This window comes from Streptomyces sp. NPDC020747, from assembly GCF_044334695.1.
Classification (GTDB): domain Bacteria; phylum Actinomycetota; class Actinomycetes; order Streptomycetales; family Streptomycetaceae; genus Streptomyces.
Map to the genome: position 1 here is coordinate 549001 of NZ_JBIRTJ010000004.1, position 18969 is coordinate 567969.

The 18969-nt window shown below is 71.7% G+C and carries 16 protein-coding genes and 1 pseudogene; 4 read left to right on the plus strand and 13 right to left on the minus strand.

Going from position 1 to position 18969, the window contains the following annotated elements:
- Positions 1 to 212: 212 nt before the first annotated feature.
- The 4 genes from recX to ACH4YP_RS15120 all read right to left on the minus strand — a co-directional run bounded on the left by recX (position 213) and on the right by ACH4YP_RS15120 (position 4139).
- A complete protein-coding gene (gene recX / locus ACH4YP_RS15105; RefSeq protein ID WP_361059224.1) occupies positions 213 to 1196 on the minus strand; it encodes a recombination regulator RecX in 984 nt (327 codons plus the stop codon).
- Between the two features lie 3 nt (positions 1197 to 1199).
- Complete coding sequence (gene recA / locus ACH4YP_RS15110) at positions 1200 to 2327, minus strand: recombinase RecA (protein ID WP_361059226.1); 1128 nt, start codon at positions 2325 to 2327, stop codon at positions 1200 to 1202.
- A gap of 297 nt (positions 2328 to 2624) precedes the next feature.
- Entirely contained in the window at positions 2625 to 3884 is a 1260-nt protein-coding gene (locus ACH4YP_RS15115) for an AI-2E family transporter (protein WP_361059228.1), read from the minus strand.
- 60 nt (positions 3885 to 3944) lie between these two features.
- Positions 3945 to 4139, minus strand: a complete 195-nt coding sequence (locus ACH4YP_RS15120) for a DUF3046 domain-containing protein (RefSeq protein ID WP_361059230.1) — start codon at positions 4137 to 4139, stop codon at positions 3945 to 3947.
- Between the two features lie 80 nt (positions 4140 to 4219).
- Here ACH4YP_RS15120 and ACH4YP_RS15125 point away from each other — a divergent pair, with 80 nt between their 5' ends.
- Positions 4220 to 5164 (plus strand): hypothetical protein, encoded by a 945-nt coding sequence (locus tag ACH4YP_RS15125; RefSeq protein ID WP_398490812.1) that lies wholly within the window; start codon positions 4220 to 4222, stop codon positions 5162 to 5164.
- A gap of 136 nt (positions 5165 to 5300) precedes the next feature.
- Here ACH4YP_RS15125 and ACH4YP_RS15130 read toward each other — a convergent pair whose 3' ends face one another.
- From ACH4YP_RS15130 to ACH4YP_RS15140, 3 genes and pseudogenes are all read right to left on the minus strand, one after another.
- Positions 5301 to 5609 (minus strand): AzlD domain-containing protein, encoded by a 309-nt coding sequence (locus tag ACH4YP_RS15130; protein ID WP_326759256.1) that lies wholly within the window; start codon positions 5607 to 5609, stop codon positions 5301 to 5303.
- Positions 5606 to 6364, minus strand: a complete 759-nt coding sequence (locus ACH4YP_RS15135; RefSeq protein WP_398490813.1) for an AzlC family ABC transporter permease — start codon at positions 6362 to 6364, stop codon at positions 5606 to 5608. Before ACH4YP_RS15135 ends, ACH4YP_RS15130 begins: the two co-directional genes overlap by 4 nt.
- Positions 6365 to 6495: 131 nt before the next feature.
- Positions 6496 to 7266 (minus strand): annotated as a pseudogene (locus ACH4YP_RS15140) (AraC family ligand binding domain-containing protein); the annotation flags it as partial.
- A 161-nt stretch (positions 7267 to 7427) separates the two neighbouring features.
- Here ACH4YP_RS15140 and ACH4YP_RS15145 point away from each other — a divergent pair.
- The 3 genes from ACH4YP_RS15145 (at position 7428) to ACH4YP_RS15155 (ending at position 14206) form a co-directional block, all read left to right on the plus strand.
- Positions 7428 to 12422 carry an ATP-dependent helicase gene (locus ACH4YP_RS15145; protein ID WP_398490814.1) on the plus strand — a complete coding sequence of 1665 codons (4995 nt, stop codon included), beginning with the start codon at positions 7428 to 7430 and terminating at the stop codon, positions 12420 to 12422.
- Between the two features lie 113 nt (positions 12423 to 12535).
- The gene (locus ACH4YP_RS15150) at positions 12536 to 13336 is read left to right on the plus strand and encodes an Fpg/Nei family DNA glycosylase (protein WP_398490815.1); all 801 of its coding nucleotides are present in this window, start codon (positions 12536 to 12538) and stop codon (positions 13334 to 13336) included.
- Positions 13337 to 13441: 105 nt separating this feature from the next.
- Complete coding sequence (locus tag ACH4YP_RS15155) at positions 13442 to 14206, plus strand: SDR family NAD(P)-dependent oxidoreductase (protein WP_361059241.1); 765 nt, start codon at positions 13442 to 13444, stop codon at positions 14204 to 14206.
- A 141-nt stretch (positions 14207 to 14347) separates the two neighbouring features.
- On the opposite strand, the gene ACH4YP_RS15160 is transcribed toward ACH4YP_RS15155, so the two are convergent.
- The 6 genes from ACH4YP_RS15160 to rimO all read right to left on the minus strand — a co-directional run bounded on the left by ACH4YP_RS15160 (position 14348) and on the right by rimO (position 18892).
- Positions 14348 to 14614 carry a hypothetical protein gene (locus ACH4YP_RS15160; RefSeq protein ID WP_361059243.1) on the minus strand — a complete coding sequence of 89 codons (267 nt, stop codon included), beginning with the start codon at positions 14612 to 14614 and terminating at the stop codon, positions 14348 to 14350.
- Between the two features lie 223 nt (positions 14615 to 14837).
- A complete protein-coding gene (locus ACH4YP_RS15165) occupies positions 14838 to 15308 on the minus strand; it encodes a DNA starvation/stationary phase protection protein (RefSeq protein WP_361059245.1) in 471 nt (156 codons plus the stop codon).
- A gap of 291 nt (positions 15309 to 15599) precedes the next feature.
- Positions 15600 to 15974: a helix-turn-helix domain-containing protein gene (locus ACH4YP_RS15170; RefSeq protein ID WP_055509692.1), complete on the minus strand. Its 375-nt coding sequence runs from the start codon at positions 15972 to 15974 to the stop codon at positions 15600 to 15602.
- A gap of 109 nt (positions 15975 to 16083) precedes the next feature.
- Complete coding sequence (locus ACH4YP_RS15175; RefSeq protein ID WP_361059248.1) at positions 16084 to 16629, minus strand: CinA family protein; 546 nt, start codon at positions 16627 to 16629, stop codon at positions 16084 to 16086.
- Positions 16626 to 17405 carry a CDP-diacylglycerol--glycerol-3-phosphate 3-phosphatidyltransferase gene (gene pgsA, locus ACH4YP_RS15180; RefSeq protein ID WP_361059250.1) on the minus strand — a complete coding sequence of 260 codons (780 nt, stop codon included), beginning with the start codon at positions 17403 to 17405 and terminating at the stop codon, positions 16626 to 16628. Before pgsA ends, ACH4YP_RS15175 begins: the two co-directional genes overlap by 4 nt.
- The gene (gene rimO, locus ACH4YP_RS15185; protein WP_361059252.1) at positions 17402 to 18892 is read right to left on the minus strand and encodes a 30S ribosomal protein S12 methylthiotransferase RimO; all 1491 of its coding nucleotides are present in this window, start codon (positions 18890 to 18892) and stop codon (positions 17402 to 17404) included. Before rimO ends, pgsA begins: the two co-directional genes overlap by 4 nt.
- Positions 18893 to 18969: the final 77 nt, after the last annotated feature.

An 18969-nucleotide genomic window follows, 5' to 3' on the forward strand; every position in this document is an offset into this window, starting at 1 on the left:
GTCGGCACCGGCGTCGGCGTGGGAGGGGGCGGTGCCAGCGGGTCAGCGTCGGCGCCGGAAGCCTCGCGCCCCGCCCAGCCCTCTCTGTCCTGCCCTGCCCGCCCCACCCCGTCCCGGCCCCGGATGCGATGGGCGCCCCCGCGCGTCCACCGTGCCCGGGGCCCGGAACCGGTCGGCCCGGAGGCAGCCCCACGCCTCCTCAAGGGCCCGTCTCAGAACCCCTCGCCGTCGTCGAGGAACTCCGTGTCCTCTCCCTCTTCCTCCAACGCCTGCCGGACCACTCTGAGGGCCATGCCCTCGGAGTAGCCCTTGCGGGCGAGCATGCCCGCGAGGCGTCGTATGCGCTTGTCGCGGTCGAGGCCGCGCGTGGAGCGCAGCCTGCGGGCGACGAGCTCGCGTGCGGTCGTCTCCTCCTGCTCGGAGTCGAGCTGTCCGACGGCCTCGTCGATCAGTGCGGAGTCCACGCCCTTGGTCCGCAGCTCCCGGGCGAGCGCCCGCCGGGCCAGGCCCCGGCCGTGATGCCGGGACTCCACCCAGGCGTCCGCGAAGGCACTGTCGTTGATCAGCCCGACCTCTTCGAAGCGGGAGAGCACCTCGTCCGCCACGTCGTCCGGGATCTCGCGTTTGCGCAGCGCGTCCGCGAGTTGTTTCCGCGTGCGCGGGGTCCCGGTGAGCAGGCGCAGACAGATGCCCCGCGCCCGCTCGGCCGGGTCCCCTGGGGGCTCCCTCTTCTCGGCCCTCGACGAGGAAGAGGGACCTCCGTCCTGTGGGTCGCCGTCGGCAGACGATTCGCCGAAACCGCGCCGCCGACCGCGACCCCGTCCACCACGGCCGCCACCGCGCGGGGCTCCGGCGCCTCGCTCCCCCGTGCCCGGCGGCCCGTCGCCCCCGTACGACCAGCCGTCGTCACCGCGCCGGCCGGAGCCGCGACGCGAGCCGCCGCTCGGCGTGGTGTCACCGTCCCGCGGACCGCCGCCGCGGTACGGACCGTCATCGCGGCGCGGACCGTCGTCCGGCCGTCCGTCCCCCTCCTGATCGCCGTACGCGGTCTCGGCGCCCCAGGCCCCGAGACCGTACGGCCCGTCAGCGTCGTACGCCCTGTCGCTGTCTCCGGCCGTGTCGCTGTCACCCCCACGCCCCTTCCCTTCGGAGGCGGCGGGGTGGACGTACTCGGCCCAGTCGGTTCGCCGTGTCACGGACTAGCTCTTGGCCGCCGCGGCCTTGGGCTTGACGGCCTTGGTCGCGGGAGCGGGAACCGTCTTCGCGGCCTCGTCCGAGGCCGTCGACACCGCCGCGTCCGCGCCCGGCTCGGCGGTGGGCTTCTCCGGCTTCACACCGACGCCCAGCTTCTCCAGGATCTTCTTCTCGATCTCGTTGGCGAGGTCGGGGTTGTCCTTGAGGAAGTTGCGCGCGTTCTCCTTGCCCTGGCCGAGCTGGTCGCCCTCGTACGTGTACCAGGCGCCGGCCTTGCGGACGAAGCCGTTCTCCACGCCCATGTCGATCAGGCCGCCCTCGCGGCTGATGCCGTGCCCGTAGAGGATGTCGAACTCGGCCTGCTTGAAGGGCGGGGCGACCTTGTTCTTGACGACCTTGACGCGGGTGCGGTTGCCGACCGCGTCCGTGCCGTCCTTCAGCGTCTCGATACGGCGGATGTCGAGCCGCACCGAGGCGTAGAACTTGAGCGCCCGGCCACCGGTCGTGGTCTCCGGGGAGCCGAACATCACGCCGATCTTCTCGCGCAGCTGGTTGATGAAGATCGCGGTGGTCCCGGACTGGCTCAGCGCGCCGGTGATCTTGCGGAGCGCCTGACTCATCAGCCGGGCCTGGAGACCCACGTGCGAGTCACCCATCTCGCCCTCGATCTCCGCGCGCGGGACGAGCGCGGCGACGGAGTCGATGACGATGAGGTCGAGGGCGCCGGAGCGGACCAGCATGTCCACGATCTCCAGAGCCTGCTCGCCGTTGTCCGGCTGCGACAGGATCAGGTTGTCGATGTCGACGCCGAGCTTCTTCGCGTACTCGGGGTCGAGGGCGTGCTCCGCGTCCACGAAGGCGACCTGGCCGCCGGCCTTCTGCGCGTTCGCCACCGCGTGCAGGGTCAGGGTCGTCTTGCCGGAGGACTCCGGGCCGTACACCTCGACCACTCGGCCGCGCGGCAGACCGCCGACGCCGAGGGCTACATCGAGTGCGGTCGACCCGGTGGGGATGACCTCGATGGGCTCGTTCGGCCGCTCGCCGAGGCGCATCACCGCGCCCTTCCCGAATTGCCGTTCAATCTGTGCGAGCGCGGTGTCCAGCGCCTTCTCGCGGTCAGTGCCTGCTGCCATTGGTTCCACCCGATTTGCTTGTGTCGATCGCTTCACGTCAAAGACGCTAACGCCTGCCACTGACAATGCGCCCCGACGCCGGTCCGACCTGTGGATAACTCGGGCGCTTCTCCACGAAATCCCCGTCGACATCCCGCCCCGGGCTTCGCCGGAGCCTCCATCAGAATGGATGTTCGATTTCGGTGTCAAGCGCACCACGCGCTTCGACGGGAGCGTGTCGCGAGCCGTACCACCCGGCTGCTTCCAGGGACGTACAGGCGCCGCGCCGGTGCGCTACAAGGCGTCGTGGGGTTCGCGCTACGAAGCGTCTCGGGGTTCTTCGCCCTCCGCCGTCCGAGCCTCCCGGAGCCCCATCAGCGCGCGTCGTATGCGTGCGAGGAGAGTGCTCGTGCCCCGCTCGCGGCGCCCGTGGACCCGGGGGTCGTCCGTGACGTCGTACCGCTTCACGTAGGCCCCCAGGAAGGCCTGCAGCGTGGCGATCGCCGGGATGGCGATCAGGGCGCCGACCGCTCCGAGGAGCGCGGTGCCCGCGATGACCGACCCGAAGGCGACCGCCGGGTGGATGTCCACGGTCTTCGCCGTCAGCTTGGGCTGCAGCACATAGTTCTCGAACTGCTGGTAGACCACGACGAAGATCAGCACCCACAGCGCGTACCAGGGGTTGACCGTGAAGGCGATCAGCATCGGCAGGGCGCCCGCGAGATACGTACCGATGGTGGGGATGAACTGCGAGACCAGACCCACCCAGACGGCGAGCACGGGCGCGTAGTTCACGCCGAGGGACTCCAGCAGGATGTAGTGCGCCACGCCGGAGATCAGCGCCATCAGCCCGCGCGAGTACAGATAGCCGCCGGTCTTGTTGACGGCGATCTCCCACGCGCGCAGCACCTCGGCCTGCCGGGCGGGCGGCAGTACGGAGCACAGGGCACGCCGCAGCCGCGGGCCGTCGGCGGCGAAGTAGAAGGCGAACAGTGTGATCGTCAGGAGCTGGAAGAGTCCGCCCAGCACCTGTGTGGACACGTCCAGGACACCGGTCGCGCTGTTCTGCACGTACTTTCGCAGCCAGTCGGAGCGCAGCAGGCCCTCCTGGATGTCGACGCGGCTGAGCTCCGTGTGGAAGGTCGTGTTGATCCAGCTGATCACCGAGTCGACGTACTGCGGGAAATCCTCGACCATGTCGATGATCTGCCCCGCGAGCATCGAGCCGAGCAGCGTGACGAACCCGGCGCTCGCGATCATCACGAAGAGGAACACGATCGCGGTGGCCAGCCCCCTGCGCATGCCGAACGAGGCCATCCAGCTCACCGCGGGCTCTATGGCGAGCGCCAGGAAGAACGCGATCAGGATGTTGATCAGCAGCCCGGTCAGCTCGTGGAAGGCCCAACTGCCCAGCTGGAAACAGGCGATGAGGGTGAGGGCGAGCACCATGGCCCGCGGCAGCCAGCGCGGCATGCGGGCACCCGTCTCGGCCGCGTTCCCGGCCGGGGGCCTGGGAGGTGTCGTGCCGAGCGGGGAAGCCTGCTGACCGACGTGCGCGGTCTCATCTGTCGATGCCACGGACCAAGTCTCGCCCACAGCTCCGACAATCGACCCCCGCCCCCGGATCTTCGTGGCTCATCAGCGGTTTTCGTAGGGAACGTTCACCGCTGTACACACCGCGCGCCACACGTCCTTCGCCTCCCAGCCCGCGTCCAGCGCCTGCCGCACCGTGCGCCCGCCGAGCTCCGACATCACATGATCACGTGCGAAGGTGTCGGCGTACCCCGCTCCGAAGTGATCCGCCATCCGCTCCCAGAAGACCGTCAACCGCATGACTCCAGTATCCCGCCCCTGAGAGTGGGCCCGAGCCGGGACCGCTTGCCGAGAACGCTTTCCGTCCTACGGTCTGACTCATGGCCGAAACAGGAGCATCCCCACTCCCCCCGACGCCCCCGGCGCACACCCCCCTCGCCCGCGCCGAGCACTTCGTCTGGCTCACCGCGCGCGTGCTGGAGCAGCGTCGTTTCGCGTACCACTTCCTGGGCGGCGGTGCCGACGCGGTCGAGACCGCGTTGTCCGCCTACCGCAACGAGGACGACGGGTACGGTCACGCGCTGGAACCCGATCTGCGGGGCCCGGTCAGCCAGCCCCTGCACACCGGGCACGCGCTGCGCGTCCTGGACTCGATCGGGCGCTGTGGCGGGCAGCGGGTGGAGCGCATGTGCCGCTACCTGACCTCCGTGTCGACGCAGGACGGGGCACTGCCGACGATCCATCCCAGCCAGCGCGGCTATCCGGCGGCACCCTTCCTGCCGATCGTCGACGACCCGCCCAGCGAACTCCTCGCCACCGGCCCCGTGGTGGGGCTGTTGCACCGCAACGAGGTGTGGCACGCCTGGCTGTTCAGGGCCACCGACTTCTGCTGGCAGGCCGTGGAGTCCCTGGACAAGTCGCATCCGTACGAGATCGAGGCGGCCGTGGCCTTCCTGGACTCGGCGCCCGACCGCCCGCGCGCGGAGGCGGCCGCCGACCGGCTCGGCCGCCTGGTGCGCGAACAGCGGCTCGCGGCGCTGGACCCGGCGCGTCCTGGCACCTTCCCCGTGGCACCGGGTTACGCGCCCGGGGAGCACCACTTCCCGTACGACTACGCGAAGACACCGGGCTCACTCGCGCGCGCGTGGTTCACCGACGCCGAGATGACGGGCTCCCTGGAGTTCCTGGTGAGCCAACAGCAGGAGGACGGTGGCTGGCCGATCCGCCGGCACCAGTGGGCACCGAGTACGGCCCTGGAGGCACGCCCCATCGCGACGATCGAGGCCCTGCGCACCCTGCGGGCCCATGGACTGCCCGTCGGCTGACGTCGGCGCCCGTCCACTCGCCGGCGTGGCCAGGCCGATCACCGGTCGCCGGTTGCCGCTGCCGGCCGGCGACGGTGCCTCGATCAGGGGGCACACGCACGCGTGCCCCCTCCTCAGCCCAGTCGGCGTCTCCTCCTCAACCGGTCATCGCCCGCACCCCCGCCGTGACGAGCACAGCCGCAGCGACGACGAGCAGGAACGGGGCACGCAACAGCAGCGCCACAGCGGCCGCGGCAAGCCCCGCGGCCTTCGCGTCCAGTACCAGGACACGTCCGTCGGCGAAGGTCTGCTGGGCCGTGAGGGCGGCCAGGAGGGCGACGGGCAGCAGAGCGGCGAGCCGCTGGACGAGCGGCCGCTCCAGCAGGCCTGCCGGAATCAGCAGCCCGATGAGCTTGACGGCATAGCACCCGACGGCGGTGAGGCCGATCGCGATCCAGATGTTCAACGCCCCTCCCCCACGGTGTCGTCGTCCTCGGTCGGCCCGGTACGCCCCCGACGACGCCCTTCCGCCCACAGGACGGCCGGGGCGGCGAGCGCGGCCACCAGGACGGGAACACCGGCAGGCAGGACAGGCAGCAGCCCGAGCCCCAGGACGACCGCGAGCCCCGCGACAATCCGTTCCGTGGTGGTCCTGAGCATGGGTGCGAGCAGCGCCAGAAAGACGGCGGGTCCGGCCGCGTCCAGGCCCCAGGCGTCGGTGTCGCCGATGGCGTCGGCGCCCAGCGCGCCGAGCAGCGTGGTGAGGTTCCACAGCACGTAGAGGGTGAGCCCGGTGACGGTGAAGCCGATCCGCACGCTGCGCCGCGTGGGCTGGGCGAGCGCCACGGCCGTGGTCTCGTCGATGACCCACTGGGCGGCGAACGGCCGCACCGCGCGCGGGAGGGCCAACAACTGCGAAAGACGCAGGCCGTAGAAGGCGTTGCGCACCCCCAGGAAGAACGCGCCCGCGGCGGCGGTGAACGGGTTGCCCCCGCCGGCCAGCGCCCCCACGAGGGCGAACTGGGAGGCGCCGGTGAACACCAGAAGACTCAGTGCGCAGGTCTGCAGCAGCGTAAGCCCGCTGCCCGCAGAGGTCACCCCGAAGGCGAAACCGGACAGTCCGACGGCCACCCCGACTCCGAGGGCGTCCCGTACGACGGCGGCATCGGGTTTTCCGCCGTCTTCACTGCGTGTGTCTGCGAGAGCTGCGTGTTCTGCCACGCCCCGGACGGTACGAGAATCTCCCGCCGCGATTCTTGTACGTTCTTGCGCTCTCGTACGTTCTTGCGCTCGCGCTGGTACGCGCCCGGCGGCACGCCCACGATGCGCGTGAAGTGCCGATTGAGGTGCGGCTGGTCCGTGAACCCCACCGCGACGGCCGCCTCGGCGGGCGCGACACCCGAGTCCAGCAGCCGACGCGCACGCCGTACCCGGACATCGGTCAGCCACGCGTGCGGAGGCATCCCGTAGGCGTCCCGAAAGGCGCGCAGCAGCGCGAAGGGGCTGGTCCCGAGATCGCCGGCGAGCCGCTCCAGAGTGGGCGGCTCCACGATCCGTTCCTCAAGAACGGCACGCGCGCGTGCCGCGACGCCGGCTCCCGCGGTCCGCGGGACCCGCTCCGGCAACGGCCCGCCGTTCACCCGCAGCAACCGGGTCACGGCGACGCGCAACAACGTGTCGGCAGCCAGCGCGTTGCCCTCCTCGGCGGCCCGCAACACCTGGTGAACCAGCCTCACGGCGTACGGATCGTCGAGAACCGGGCTCACAAACCCGGGAGCGCCGCGAAGAGCGGTGGTCTCGGCAGCGATCTCCGCCACCAGCTCCGGCGACGGATAGACCGCCCCGTACCGCCAGCCCTCGGGAACACCGGCCCGCCCCGTGTGCGGCGTGTCGGGATTGACCAGCGCCAGAGATCCTGCCCCCGCGTACTGGTCCGCCCCACCGTGATGAAAGACCTCGACGCCGTCGGCGATGGCGGCGATGACGAAGTTCTCGTGCGTATGCCGGACGAAGGTCTTCCGCACGTACCGAGCCCGCAGCAGATCGACACCGGGCAATTCCGCGAACTGCCAGTGCCGAGCCCGCTCCTTCCCCGCTCCAGCCATGCCTCCATTCTCCGCCATCGGCGCAAACACGAGACGGGCACACCACACGCGCCCCGGACCGGACCGGCCCCGCCCCACAACGACGGCAGGCGAACGGACGACCGGACCGCAGCCGGCCCCTTGCACCCGATTCTTCGCAGGTCAGCGCCGTTGTCAGTGCCCGGGTGCAGGATGGACGCATGGTCAGCTCCGCACACCGAGCCCTGGACGGCTTCTCACCAGCGACCCGTGCCTGGTTCACGGGTGCCTTCGACGCGCCCACCGCGGCCCAGGCCGGAGCGTGGCGAGCCATCGGCGAGGGCTCGGACGTGCTGGTCGTGGCCCCCACCGGCTCGGGCAAGACCCTGGCCGCGTTTCTCGCCGCCCTCGACCAGCTGGCCTCGACCCCTCCCCCGGCCGACCCGAAGAAGCGCTGCCGGGTCCTGTACGTGTCACCGCTGAAGGCCCTCGCGGTCGACGTGGAGCGAAATCTGCGCAGCCCGCTGACCGGCATCCGGCAGGAGGCGGTGCGCCTGGGCCTGCCCGAGCCCGAGGTGAAGGTCGGCATCCGCTCCGGCGACACCCCGCCGGCCGAGCGCCGCGCGCTGTCCACCCGCCCGCCGGACATCCTGATCACGACCCCGGAGTCGCTGTTCCTGATGCTCACGTCGGCCACGCGCGACGCGCTGACGGGTATCGAGACGGTGATCCTGGACGAGGTGCACGCGGTCGCGGGAACGAAGCGCGGCGCCCACCTCGCCCTCACCCTGGAGCGCCTGGACGAGCTGCTCCCGAGGCCCGCCCGCCGTATCGGCCTCTCCGCCACCGTCCGCCCGGTGGACGAGGTCGCCCGCTACCTCTCGCCCCAACGCAGGGTCGAGATCGTCCAGCCCCCGTCCGGCAAGGAATTCGACCTCTCCGTAGTCGTGCCCGTCGAGGACCTGGGCGAGCTCGGCGGCTCCCCCGTCGCGGACTCCGACACGGCAGCCGAGCGCCCCTCGATCTGGCCGCACGTCGAGGAGAGGATCGCCGACCTGGTCCAGTCCCACCGCTCGACGATCGTCTTCGCCAACTCGCGCCGCCTGGCGGAGCGCCTCTGCAACCGGCTCAACGAGATCGCGTACGAGCGGGCGACCGGCGAGCCCCTGGAGGAGCACCACGCGCCGGCCGAGCTGATGGGCGGCTCGGGCGCGGCCCAGGGTGCCCCGCCGGTCATCGCCCGCGCCCACCACGGCTCGGTCTCCAAGGAGCAGCGCGCCCTCGTCGAGGAGGACCTGAAGGCGGGCCGCCTGCCCGCGGTGGTCGCCACGTCCAGCCTGGAGCTGGGCATCGACATGGGTGCGGTGGACCTCGTCGTCCAGGTCGAGTCACCGCCGTCCGTGGCGTCGGGCCTCCAGCGCGTGGGCCGTGCGGGTCACCAGGTCGGGGCGGTCTCCACGGGCGTGGTCTTCCCCAAGTACCGGGGCGACCTCGTCCAGGCAGCCGTGGTCACCGAGCGGATGCGCACCGGCTCCATCGAGTCCCTCCGCATCCCCGCCAACCCCCTGGACGTGCTGGCCCAGCAGCTCGTCGCCATGACCGCGCTCGACACCTGGCAGGTCGACGACCTGCTCAGCACGGTCCGCCGCGCGGCCCCCTTCGCGTCGCTTCCGGAGTCGGCGTTCACGGCGGTGCTCGACATGCTCGCGGGCCGCTACCCCTCCGACGCCTTCGCCGAGCTGCGGCCGCGTGTGGTGTGGGACCGCGTCGCGGGTACGGTCACGGGCCGCCCCGGCGCCCAGCGCCTCGCCGTCACCTCCGGCGGCACCATCCCCGACCGCGGCCTCTTCGGGGTCTTCCTCGCCGGCGCCGACCCCAAGAAGGGCGGCGGCCGGGTCGGCGAGCTCGACGAGGAGATGGTCTACGAGTCCCGCGTGGGAGACGTGTTCACGCTCGGCACCAGCTCCTGGCGCATCGAGGACATCACGCGCGACCGCGTCCTGGTGTCCCCCGCCCCCGGTGTGCCGGGCAGGCTGCCGTTCTGGAAGGGCGACCAGCTCGGGCGTCCGCTCGAACTGGGCCGCGCGGTGGGCGCCTTCCTGCGCGAGGTCGGATCGCTGCCCAAGGAGGACGCCCGCCTCCGCCTCCTCGCGGCGGGCCTGGACGCCTGGGCCGCCGACAACGTCCTGTCCTACCTGGCCGAACAGCGCGAGGCCTGCGGCCACATCCCGGACGACCGCACCATCGTCGTCGAGCGTTTCCGTGACGAGCTGGGCGACTGGCGGGTCGTCGTGCACTCGCCCTTCGGCGCCCAGGTCCACGCCCCGTGGGCACTCGCGCTGGGCGCCCGCCTCGCCGAGCGGTACGGCATGGACGCCCAGGTCATGCACGCCGACGACGGCATCGTCCTGCGCCTGCCGGACGCCGACCTGATGGGCCTGGACCTGCTCGACCAGGAACCCACCAAGCTGGGCACGGAGTACGACGCGGAGCAGGCCCCCGTGGGCGCGGCGGACGTCGCGTTCGACAAGGGGGAGGTCAACCAGATCGTCACCGACCAGGTCGGCGGCTCGGCCCTGTTCGCGTCCCGCTTCCGCGAATGCGCCGCCCGCGCCCTGCTCCTGCCGCGCCGCAGCCCCGGCAAGCGCACCCCCCTGTGGCAGCAGCGCCAGCGCGCCGCCCAACTGCTCCAGGTGGCCGGCGAGTACGGCTCCTTCCCCATCGTTCTGGAAGCGGTCCGCGAATGCCTCCAGGACGTCTTCGACGTACCGGGCCTCACGGAACTGATGGGCGACCTGGAGTCCCGCAAGGTACGGCTCGTCGAGGTCACGACACCGGAGCCGTCACCCTTCGCCCGGTCACTGCTGTTCGGCTATGTCGCCCAGTTCCTGTACGAGGGCGACTCCCCGCTCGCCGAGCGGCGTGCCGCGGCCCTGTCGCTGGACTCGCGTCTGCTCGCCGAGCTCCTCGGCCAGGCGGAGCTGCGTGAACTCCTGGACGCCGACGTCCTGACGGAGCTGGAGAGCGAGCTCCAGTGGCTCACGGAGGACCGCCGCACCAAGGACGCCGAAGGCGTCGCGGACCTCCTGCGGATGCTCGGCCCGCTCACCGACGCCGAGTTGGCCGAGCGCGGCGCCGAACCGGAGTGGGCCCGGGACCTGGCCTCGGCCCGCCGCGCCATCCGGGTCCGGATCGGCGGGGCCGACCACTGGGCGGCGATCGAGGACGCGGGCCGACTGCGCGACGCGCTCGGCACAGCGCTGCCGGTCGGCGTCCCGGAAGCCTTCACCGAACCGGTCAAGGACCCGCTCGGCGATCTCCTCGCCCGGTACGCGCGCACGCACGGCCCGTTCACCTCGACCGCGGCGGCGGCCCGCTTCGGCCTGGGTCCGGCCGTCACCGAAGGGGCGCTGCAGCGGCTCGCCGCGGCCGGCCGTGTCGTACAAGGGGAGTTCCACCCGGCGGGGATCGGCCAGGAGTGGTGCGACGCGACGGTGCTGCGCCGGCTGCGGCGCCGTTCGCTGGCCGCGCTGCGCCATGAGCTGGAGCCGGTGCCGCCCGCCGCGCTGGCACAGTTCCTGCCGCAGTGGCAGCACCTCGGCAGTGGGCACGGCCTGCGCGGCATCGACGGACTCGTGCGCGCCATCGAGCAGTTGCAGGGCGCTTCGGTGCCCGCGTCGGCGCTGGAGAAGCTCGTCCTGCCGTCCCGCGTCGCACACTACGCCCCCGCGATGCTCGACGAGCTGACCGCCGCCGGAGAGGTCGTCTGGGCCGGAGCGGGCGCGCTCCCCGGCAAGGACGGCTGGGTGTCCGTCTACCTGGCGGACACCGCTCCCCTCCTCCTGCCACCCCCGCATCCCTTGGAGCTGACCGCGCTCCACCAGTCGGTCCTGGACGCCCTCTCCGGGGGCTACGGCCTCTTCTTCCGGCAGATCACCGACCAGATCCGCGCCACCACGCACCCCGATGCCACCGACCCCCAACTCGCCGACGCCATCTGGGACCTGGCCTGGTCGGGCCGCCTGACGAACGACACGCTCGGCCCGATGCGTGCCCTCCTCGGCTCGGGCCGCACCGCGGGTTCCACAGCACACCGCGCGAAACGCACGGTGCCCCGCGGACGGTACGGAAGCCTGACGGCCGCCGCACGCCCCCAGTCCCGGACGGGCCCGCCGACCGTCGCGGGCCGCTGGTCGCTGCTCCCCGGTCTCGAACCCGACGCCACGGTCCGCGCCCATGCCCTGGCCCGTACCCTGCTCGACCGGCACGGCGTGGTCACCCGGGGCGCGGTCGCCGCGGAGGGCGTGGAGGGCGGCTTCTCCGCCGTCTATCGCATCCTGTCCGCCTTCGAGGAGAGCGGCCAGGCCCGCCGCGGCTATGTGGTGGAAGGGCTCGGCGCCGCCCAGTTCGCGATGGACGGCGCGGTGGACCGACTGCGCGCGGCGGCCAACGCCCGCGAGCGGGGCGAGGCCCTGCCCGAGCCCGGGTTCCCGGGCATGCCCCAGCCGGGCGGCCGTCCGAGCGCACGGACACCGGGCCACGCCGACGGTCCCGCCGGACACCCGGACCCCTTTGACGACACGGACGACACGGGCTTCCCTGCCTCCGACGCCCTCCGGTCGGACCACGACCCGTACTCCTTGCGCTCATTGCACGACAGCTCCGGACCGCCCTTCCCCGGCGCCGCGACGCCCGGCTCCGATCATCGATATCCACCCCCCTTCGCCGACAGCCCCCGTACGGCCCCGCAGGCCTTCCCCGGAGGCCCCGCCTCCCGTGCCCGCGCGGGCAACGGCAACCGCGCCATCGTGCTGGCCGCCGCCGACCCCGCGAACGCCTACGGCGCGGCCCTCGCCTGGCCAGAACCCCCCACCGGCGCCGGTCACAAGCCCGGCCGCAAGGCGGGCTCCCTGGTCGTGCTGGTGGACGGAGAGCTGACCCTCTACATGGAGCGCGGCGGCAAGACACTCCTGGCCTGGCCGTCCACCCTCGACGGCTCGCCCTCCGACAGTTCCCCTCCCGACGACTCGCCCCTGCACGACCCACGCCTGCGCACAGCCGCCGAGGCACTCGCCGCGGCCGCCCGCGCGGGATCCCTCGGCACGGTCACGGTGGAGCGGGTCAACGGCGCCTCCGCACTGACATCCGCCTTCGGCACCCTCCTGGAAGGAGCCGGTTTCCACGCGACCCCACGAGGGCTGCGCCTCCGCGCGTAAAACAGCCCGCGGCGTAGAGCCGCCCGCCCGACGCCCACCCATCCCACCCGGTCCCCTCCCCGGCCTCCCCACCACACAAGACACCCCGCCCGCCCCATGCCACCCTGGACCCCATGCCCGAAGGAGACACCGTCTGGCAGACCGCCCGGCGCCTGCACACCTCGCTCGCGGGCCACGTGCTCACCCGCTCCGACCTCCGGGTGCCCAAGTACGCCACGGCCGACCTCACCGGACGCACGGTCCTGGACGTCACCCCGCGCGGGAAACACCTGCTCACCCGTATCGAGGGCGGCCTGACCCTGCACTCGCATCTTCGGATGGACGGCTCCTGGAAGGTGTACGCCCCGGGCGAGCGCTGGAGCGGCGGCCCGGGCCACCAGATCCGGGTCATCCTCGGCACCGCCGACCGCACGGCCGTGGGCTACCGGCTCCCCGTACTGGAGCTGCTCCGCACCACCGACGAGGAACGAGCCGTCGGCCACCTCGGCCCCGACCTCCTGGGCCCGGACTGGGACCCCGACAAGGCCCTGGCGAACCTCCTGCGCGACCCGGCCCGCCCCCTCGGTGAGGCCCTCCTCGACCAACGCAACCTCGCCGGCATCGGCAACATCTACAAGTGCGAGCTCTGCTTTCTGCTCCGCGCGACCCCCTGGCTCCCCATCGGCGACCTCCCCGCCGAACACGCCGCCCGTCTGCCCGCCCTCGCCAGGAAGGTCCTCGAAGCCAACCGCGACCGCCCGGTCCGCAACACCACAGGCCGGCGCGACCAGAACCTGTACGTGTACGGCCGCGCACCCCGCCCCTGCCTGCGCTGCCGCACCTCGGTCCGCGCCGCGAACCAGGGCGACGGCTCCCGGGAGCGCCCCACGTACTGGTGCCCGACCTGCCAGCCGGGCCCGTCCCCACACCGCTGACCAGCCCCACCGCGTACAACCCGCCGTCCTGAGCAACCCCACCGCATACAACCCGTCACGTACAACTAATTGACGACCCGTCAGAAACCCTCGTACGGTCCCCTCATGTCCGTCACGGCGTACGACCTCACCGGACGCACCGCATTCGTCACCGGCGCCGCAAGCGGTATCGGCCGCGCCTCTGCCGTGCTGCTCGCGGAGGCGGGTGCCACCGTCCACTGCGCGGACCGCGACGCCCAGGGCCTGGACGAGACAGCGACCCTCATCAAGGACGCGGGCGGTACGGCCCACTCGCATCCGCTCGACGTCACCGACCGCGCCCAGCTCAATGAGGCGGTCGCGGCCTGCGAGCGCCTGGACGTCATGGCCGCGGTCGCCGGGATCATGCACAGCAGCCCGGTCCTGGAGACCCGCGACGAGGACCTCGACCGCGTACTCGGCGTCAACTTCAAGGGTGTTCTGTACGCCTGCCAGGAGGCGGCCCTCGCGATGATCGCGTCAGGTACGCGCGGCAGCATCGTCACGATGGCGTCCGGGGCCGTCGACACCGGCGGACCGGGCCTGCTCTGCTACGGAGCGGCGAAGGCGGCCGTCGTCCAGCTGACGAAGACCCTGGCGACGGAGATGGGCCCGCACGGCATCCGCGTAAACGCGGTCGCGCCGGGCTGGATCCGTACGCCCATGACCGACCGCCACGACGGCGAGGCCCAGGCGCGGACCGAGGGGTTCATGGCCCGGATGTCACCACTGGGCCGGGTCGGTGAGCCGGAGGACATCGCCCACGCGGTCCTGCATCTCGCCTCCGACGCCTCGTCGTTCACTACGGGCCAGATCCTCCGCCCCAACGGAGGCGTGGCAATGCCCTGGTAGCGAGGCACCCACGCACGCCCCGCACCCACCCGACGCCATGCCCCGCACCAACCGACACGCCCCTCCAGAGCCCTCCCCAGAAGCCGCCGCGAGGCCCTCCCAAACCCTCCCTAGCGCTCCGAAGCCTTCCGGAAAAGTGCCTCACGAAGACCCCCCGCGCCCCAGAAGCGGCCCCCGCCTCCTCCGCCAAGCCTCCGAGACGCGCCGCGCCCACTGATCCGACCCGGCCGCCCCAACGGCACGCCCCTTCGGCACACAGTGCACCGGAAGCAGACTCAGCCCCCACCCGCCGGCCGCGACCGCCCCCTCCAGCACGCCGGCGCCCGGCGCGAACGCCAGCCGCATCACGGCCCACCACCACAGCCCTCCAACGCCCAGGGCCAGCCCCCACCTGCCTATTCGCCCCATCCGCCCCGCCATGGCTCCACCTCCAGCCGGACGCCCGACGCTAGACCGCCGGGTTCACCCATCGACAGGGCGCATCGACACGAACGGGGCGCCCGGCGCACACCACCGGCGCCCGCCCCACAACCGCACACCCAGAACCGAAGCCGAGGCCAACCCCAACCCCAAAACCACAGCCACAGCCACAGCCACTAGCCACTGCCCACATAACCCGGCAGAGCCAACCTCACCCGTTCTCCGCCTGGAACATCCAGTGATGCTTCTCAAGGTCCGCGGTGATCCCGATGAAGATGTCCTGGCTCACCGGATCCGCCTCCCCCGTAGCCCCGACCCGCGCCCTCATCCGCTCGATGACGGCGGCGAGCGCGTCCACGAGCGCCCCCACCGCGTCGGTGTCCTTGACCCACCCGTCCGGCGTGACCCCGATACCGCTGCTGGTCGCGACGGTCGCGGCCCGTCCGTCCGGCGAGACCCCGAGCGTGGAGGCGCGCTCGGCCACGGTGTCGGAGTGCAGCCGGGCGGTGTCCACGACCTCGTCGAGCTGGAGATGGACGGACCGGAAGCGCGGTCCGACCACGTTCCAGTGGATCTGCTTCGCCACGAGCGACAGGTCCACCAGGTCGACCAGCGCACCCTGCAGCGCCTCGGCCACGGTCTTCAGATCGGCATCGGTCAGCGGGCTCTTCACGACGTACATGGACATCCTCCGGTCAGCAACGACCCCCGGCTTCCGCCCCCGCTCCTCCACCATGGCCGCCCCGACCACTACCGGCAAACGCTGACAAACCCACCACGCCACCAAGCCACGCCGTCAAGCCACACCCTCACGCCGCGCCATCGAGCCCCACCCTCACGCCACGCCCCGGCTTCAGCCTCCGCCCACGCAAAAGCCCCGACCGCCCCCCTCCAGGTCTCCCCGGAGAAGGCCCCGGCCGGGGCTCTCACACAGTTCTTCGCATCTCAGCTCGCGGGCGCGAGCCCGTGAGCGTCAGGCGGCGACGACGTCGACCGCCTCCGCAGGCGCCTTGATGGTCACCCGTTCCGGCGGCACACCGGTCACCGATACGGAATTGAGCCTCGGCCGCACCGGCGTGGGCACAGGCTCGGTAGCCGCTGCCGACCGGGCCAGCTCGGCGAGTGCGAGCTCGTCGCTCACTTCCCGCATGAGCTCGGACATCCGTACGTCCAGCGCGTCGCAGATCGCGGAAAGCAGCTCAGAGGAAGCCTCTTTCTGCCCCCGCTCCACCTCGGAAAGATAGCCGAGTGAAACTCGGGCGGACGAGGAGACTTCGCGCAGAGTACGGCCCTGGCGCTGGCGCTGCCGACGCAGCACGTCACCAAGCAGGCGACGGAGCAGAATCATCGGTGGCTCCCTCCTCGGACCGCGTAGCCGCATCCTTCTCGCCCCACCGTACCGCCTTGCGCTGCGGCCGTGCGGGGAGCGATGTCGTGTTCACTCAGGGCTGCAAACATCAAAACCCCCCGTTCTGTTCCGTATCCTGTGCCCGCTCATTCTCAGTGAGTTCGCCCACAAGCTGCTCCAGAAGCAGTGCGAGCACGCTCCGTACACTCTCCATACGGATTTCCGTCCGGGAGCCGTTCAACCGCAACGCCACCACTTTCCCGCCAAGAACGCCTTCGCCGGACGCGCTGTGCGGCCCGTCCACCGCAACGAAAACCGTGCCGACGGGCTGTCCGTCCTGGGGTTCCGGACCGGCGACACCGGTCGTGGCGATGCCCCAGTCCGCGCCGAGCACCTTGCGGGCACCGGCCGCCATCTGGGCCGCGACCTGCGGATCCACCGCTCCACGCTGATCCAGCAGAGTGGCGTCGACGCCGAGTACATCGCGCTTGAGATCGGTGGCGTACGCGGTCACCGAGCCGCGGAAGGCCTTGGAGGCTCCGGGCACCCCCGCGAGGTCCGCCGCCACCAGACCGCCGGTCAGCGACTCGGCGACAGCGAGCGTCTCGCCCCTCACCGTGAGTAGTCGCAGCACTTCGGCGGCCGTGGACGTCACGCTTCCGCCTCCTCGGCGGCGGCCTTCCGCTCGGCCAGTCCCTGACGCCGCAGCACAATGGCCTGTCTCACATAGTCGAGCCCGGTGACGACGGTCAGGGCGACCGCCGCAGCCATCACCCAGAACCTCAGGGTCGCCAGCGGCCCCGTCAGCGCCAGGACGTACATCCCGACGGCCACGCCCTGCGTCAGCGTCTTTATCTTCCCGCCGCGGCTGGCGGGGATCACGCCGTAACGGATCACCACGAAGCGCAGCAGGGTGATCCCGAGCTCACGCCCGAGGATCACGCCCGTCACCCACCACGGCAGATCACCGAGGGAGGAGAGACAGATGAGCGCCGCGCCCATGATCGCCTTGTCGGCGATCGGGTCGGCGATCTTCCCGAAGTCGGTGACGAGGTTGTACGTACGCGCCAGATGACCGTCGAAGACGTCCGTGATCATGGCGACGGCGAAGGCCGCCCAGGCCCACGCCCGCCACACAGGGTCGTATCCGCCGTCGGCCAGCATCAGCGCCACGAAGCCCGGCACGAGCACGAGCCGGAGCATGGTGAGGAGGTTGGCCACGTTCCACAGGCTGGCCTGGTTGACGGCCGCGGCGCTCAGCTTCGCGCCACGCGGTGTCTTCGAACCCTGAGAGCCCTGGACGCCGGAAGCACCCGTACCAGAGGATCCCTTACCGGAAGTTCCCGTGCCGGAAGCGCCGGAAGCGCCGACAGCACCACGCGTGCCGGGCGCACCGGGGCCGCCCGCCGCGGATGCCGGGGCTCCGGTCATCTGGCCGCCTCCTCTGTACCTGCGAGCGAGCCCGGGAGCGGCTCGGCCACCAGGTCGACACCTTCCGTACCGACCACCTTCGCCTCGACCATACGGCCGACGACGAGACCTTCGCCGCTCGTGAACAGCACCTGGCCGTCGGTCTCGGGCGCCTGGTGCGCGGCGCGGCCGTACGCGGGCTCCTCCTCGCCGTCGGAACCGGCGGAGCCCAGAGACTCGACCAGCACGTGCAAGGTCTCCCCGACCCGCTCCTCCGCGCGCTGCGAGACCAGCTCCTCGGCGAGCCGGGACACGCGCGCGAGGCGCTCGGCGACGACGTCCTCGTCCAGCTTGTTCTCGTAGGTCGCCGCTTCGGTGCCGTCCTCGTCGGAGTACCCGAAGACACCGATGGCGTCGAGCCGCGCGCCGGTCAGGAAGCGCTCCAGCTCCGCCAGGTCGTCCGCGGTCTCGCCGGGGAAGCCCACGATGAAGTTGGACCGCACACCGGCCTGCGGGGCCTTGGAGCGGATCGTGTCGAGCAGCTGCAGGAACTGGTCGGTGCTCCCGAAGCGCCGCATCGCGCGCAGCACCCCGGGGGCGGAGTGCTGGAAGGACAGGTCGAAGTAGGGCGCGATCTTCGGCGTCGAGGTCAGTACGTCGATGAGCCCGGGCCGCATCTCGGCGGGCTGGAGGTAGCTGACCCGCACCCGCTCGATCCCGTCGACGTCGGCGAGCTCGGGCAGCAGTGTCTCCAGCAGACGGATGTCGCCGAGGTCCTTGCCGTACGAGGTGTTGTTCTCGGAGACCAGCATGACCTCCTTGACGCCCTGCTCGGCCAGCCAGCGTGTCTCGCCCAGGACGTCGGACGGCCGCCGCGAGATGAAGGAGCCGCGGAAGGACGGGATGGCGCAGAAGGAGCAGCGCCGGTCGCAGCCGGAGGCCAGCTTCACCGAGGCGACCGGTGAGCCGTCGAGCCTGCGGCGCAGGGGCGCGCGGGGGCCGGACTCCGGCGCGAGGCCCTCCGGAAGATCGACGGGAGCGTGCCCCGGAAGGGCGACCTCCGCGCCCGCGCTCTGCCGCTCGGCCGGGCTGATCGGCAGCAGCTTGCGCCGGTCGCGCGGGGTGTGGGCGGCGTGGATTCCGCCGTTCAGGATGGTCTGGAGGCGGTCGGAGATGTCGGCGTAGTCGTCGAAGCCGAGCACACCGTCGGCCTCGGGCAGGGCCTCGGCGAGCTCCTTGCCGTACCGCTCGGCCATGCAGCCGACGGCCACCACGGCCTGTGTTCTCCCATGGCCCTTGAGGTCGTTGGCCTCCAGGAGGGCGTCGACGGAGTCCTTCTTGGCGGCCTCGACGAAGCCACAGGTGTTGACGACCGCGACGTCCGCGTTCTCGGCGTCCTCCACGAGGTGCCAGCCGTCCGCCTCCAAGCGGCCTGCGAGCTCCTCCGAGTCCACCTCGTTACGGGCGCAGCCAAGAGTGACGAGTGCGACGGTACGGCGTTCAGGCATGGGCTCAAGACTACTTCGTCCCACTGACAGCCCACGTCGACGGGGTTGGCCGATCTTGGCCAACCCCGTACCCGCAT

What these genes read in the sequence shown, in the direction of transcription:
- recA (WP_361059226.1), bottom strand. Translation starts at nt 2,327, where the DNA reads ATGGCAGCAGGCACTGACCGCGAGAAGGCGCTGGACACCGCGCTCGCA.
- ACH4YP_RS15120 (WP_361059230.1), bottom strand. Translation starts at nt 4,139, where the DNA reads ATGCGGTTGACGGTCTTCTGGGAGCGGATGGCGGATCACTTCGGAGCG.
- ACH4YP_RS15125 (WP_398490812.1), top strand. Translation starts at nt 4,220, where the DNA reads ATGGCCGAAACAGGAGCATCCCCACTCCCCCCGACGCCCCCGGCGCAC.
- ACH4YP_RS15145 (WP_398490814.1), top strand. Translation starts at nt 7,428, where the DNA reads ATGGTCAGCTCCGCACACCGAGCCCTGGACGGCTTCTCACCAGCGACC.
- ACH4YP_RS15150 (WP_398490815.1), top strand. Translation starts at nt 12,536, where the DNA reads ATGCCCGAAGGAGACACCGTCTGGCAGACCGCCCGGCGCCTGCACACC.
- ACH4YP_RS15155 (WP_361059241.1), top strand. Translation starts at nt 13,442, where the DNA reads ATGTCCGTCACGGCGTACGACCTCACCGGACGCACCGCATTCGTCACC.
- ACH4YP_RS15160 (WP_361059243.1), bottom strand. Translation starts at nt 14,614, where the DNA reads ATGGGGCGAATAGGCAGGTGGGGGCTGGCCCTGGGCGTTGGAGGGCTG.
- ACH4YP_RS15165 (WP_361059245.1), bottom strand. Translation starts at nt 15,308, where the DNA reads ATGTACGTCGTGAAGAGCCCGCTGACCGATGCCGATCTGAAGACCGTG.
- ACH4YP_RS15170 (WP_055509692.1), bottom strand. Translation starts at nt 15,974, where the DNA reads ATGATTCTGCTCCGTCGCCTGCTTGGTGACGTGCTGCGTCGGCAGCGC.
- pgsA (WP_361059250.1), bottom strand. Translation starts at nt 17,405, where the DNA reads ATGACCGGAGCCCCGGCATCCGCGGCGGGCGGCCCCGGTGCGCCCGGC.
- rimO (WP_361059252.1), bottom strand. Translation starts at nt 18,892, where the DNA reads ATGCCTGAACGCCGTACCGTCGCACTCGTCACTCTTGGCTGCGCCCGT.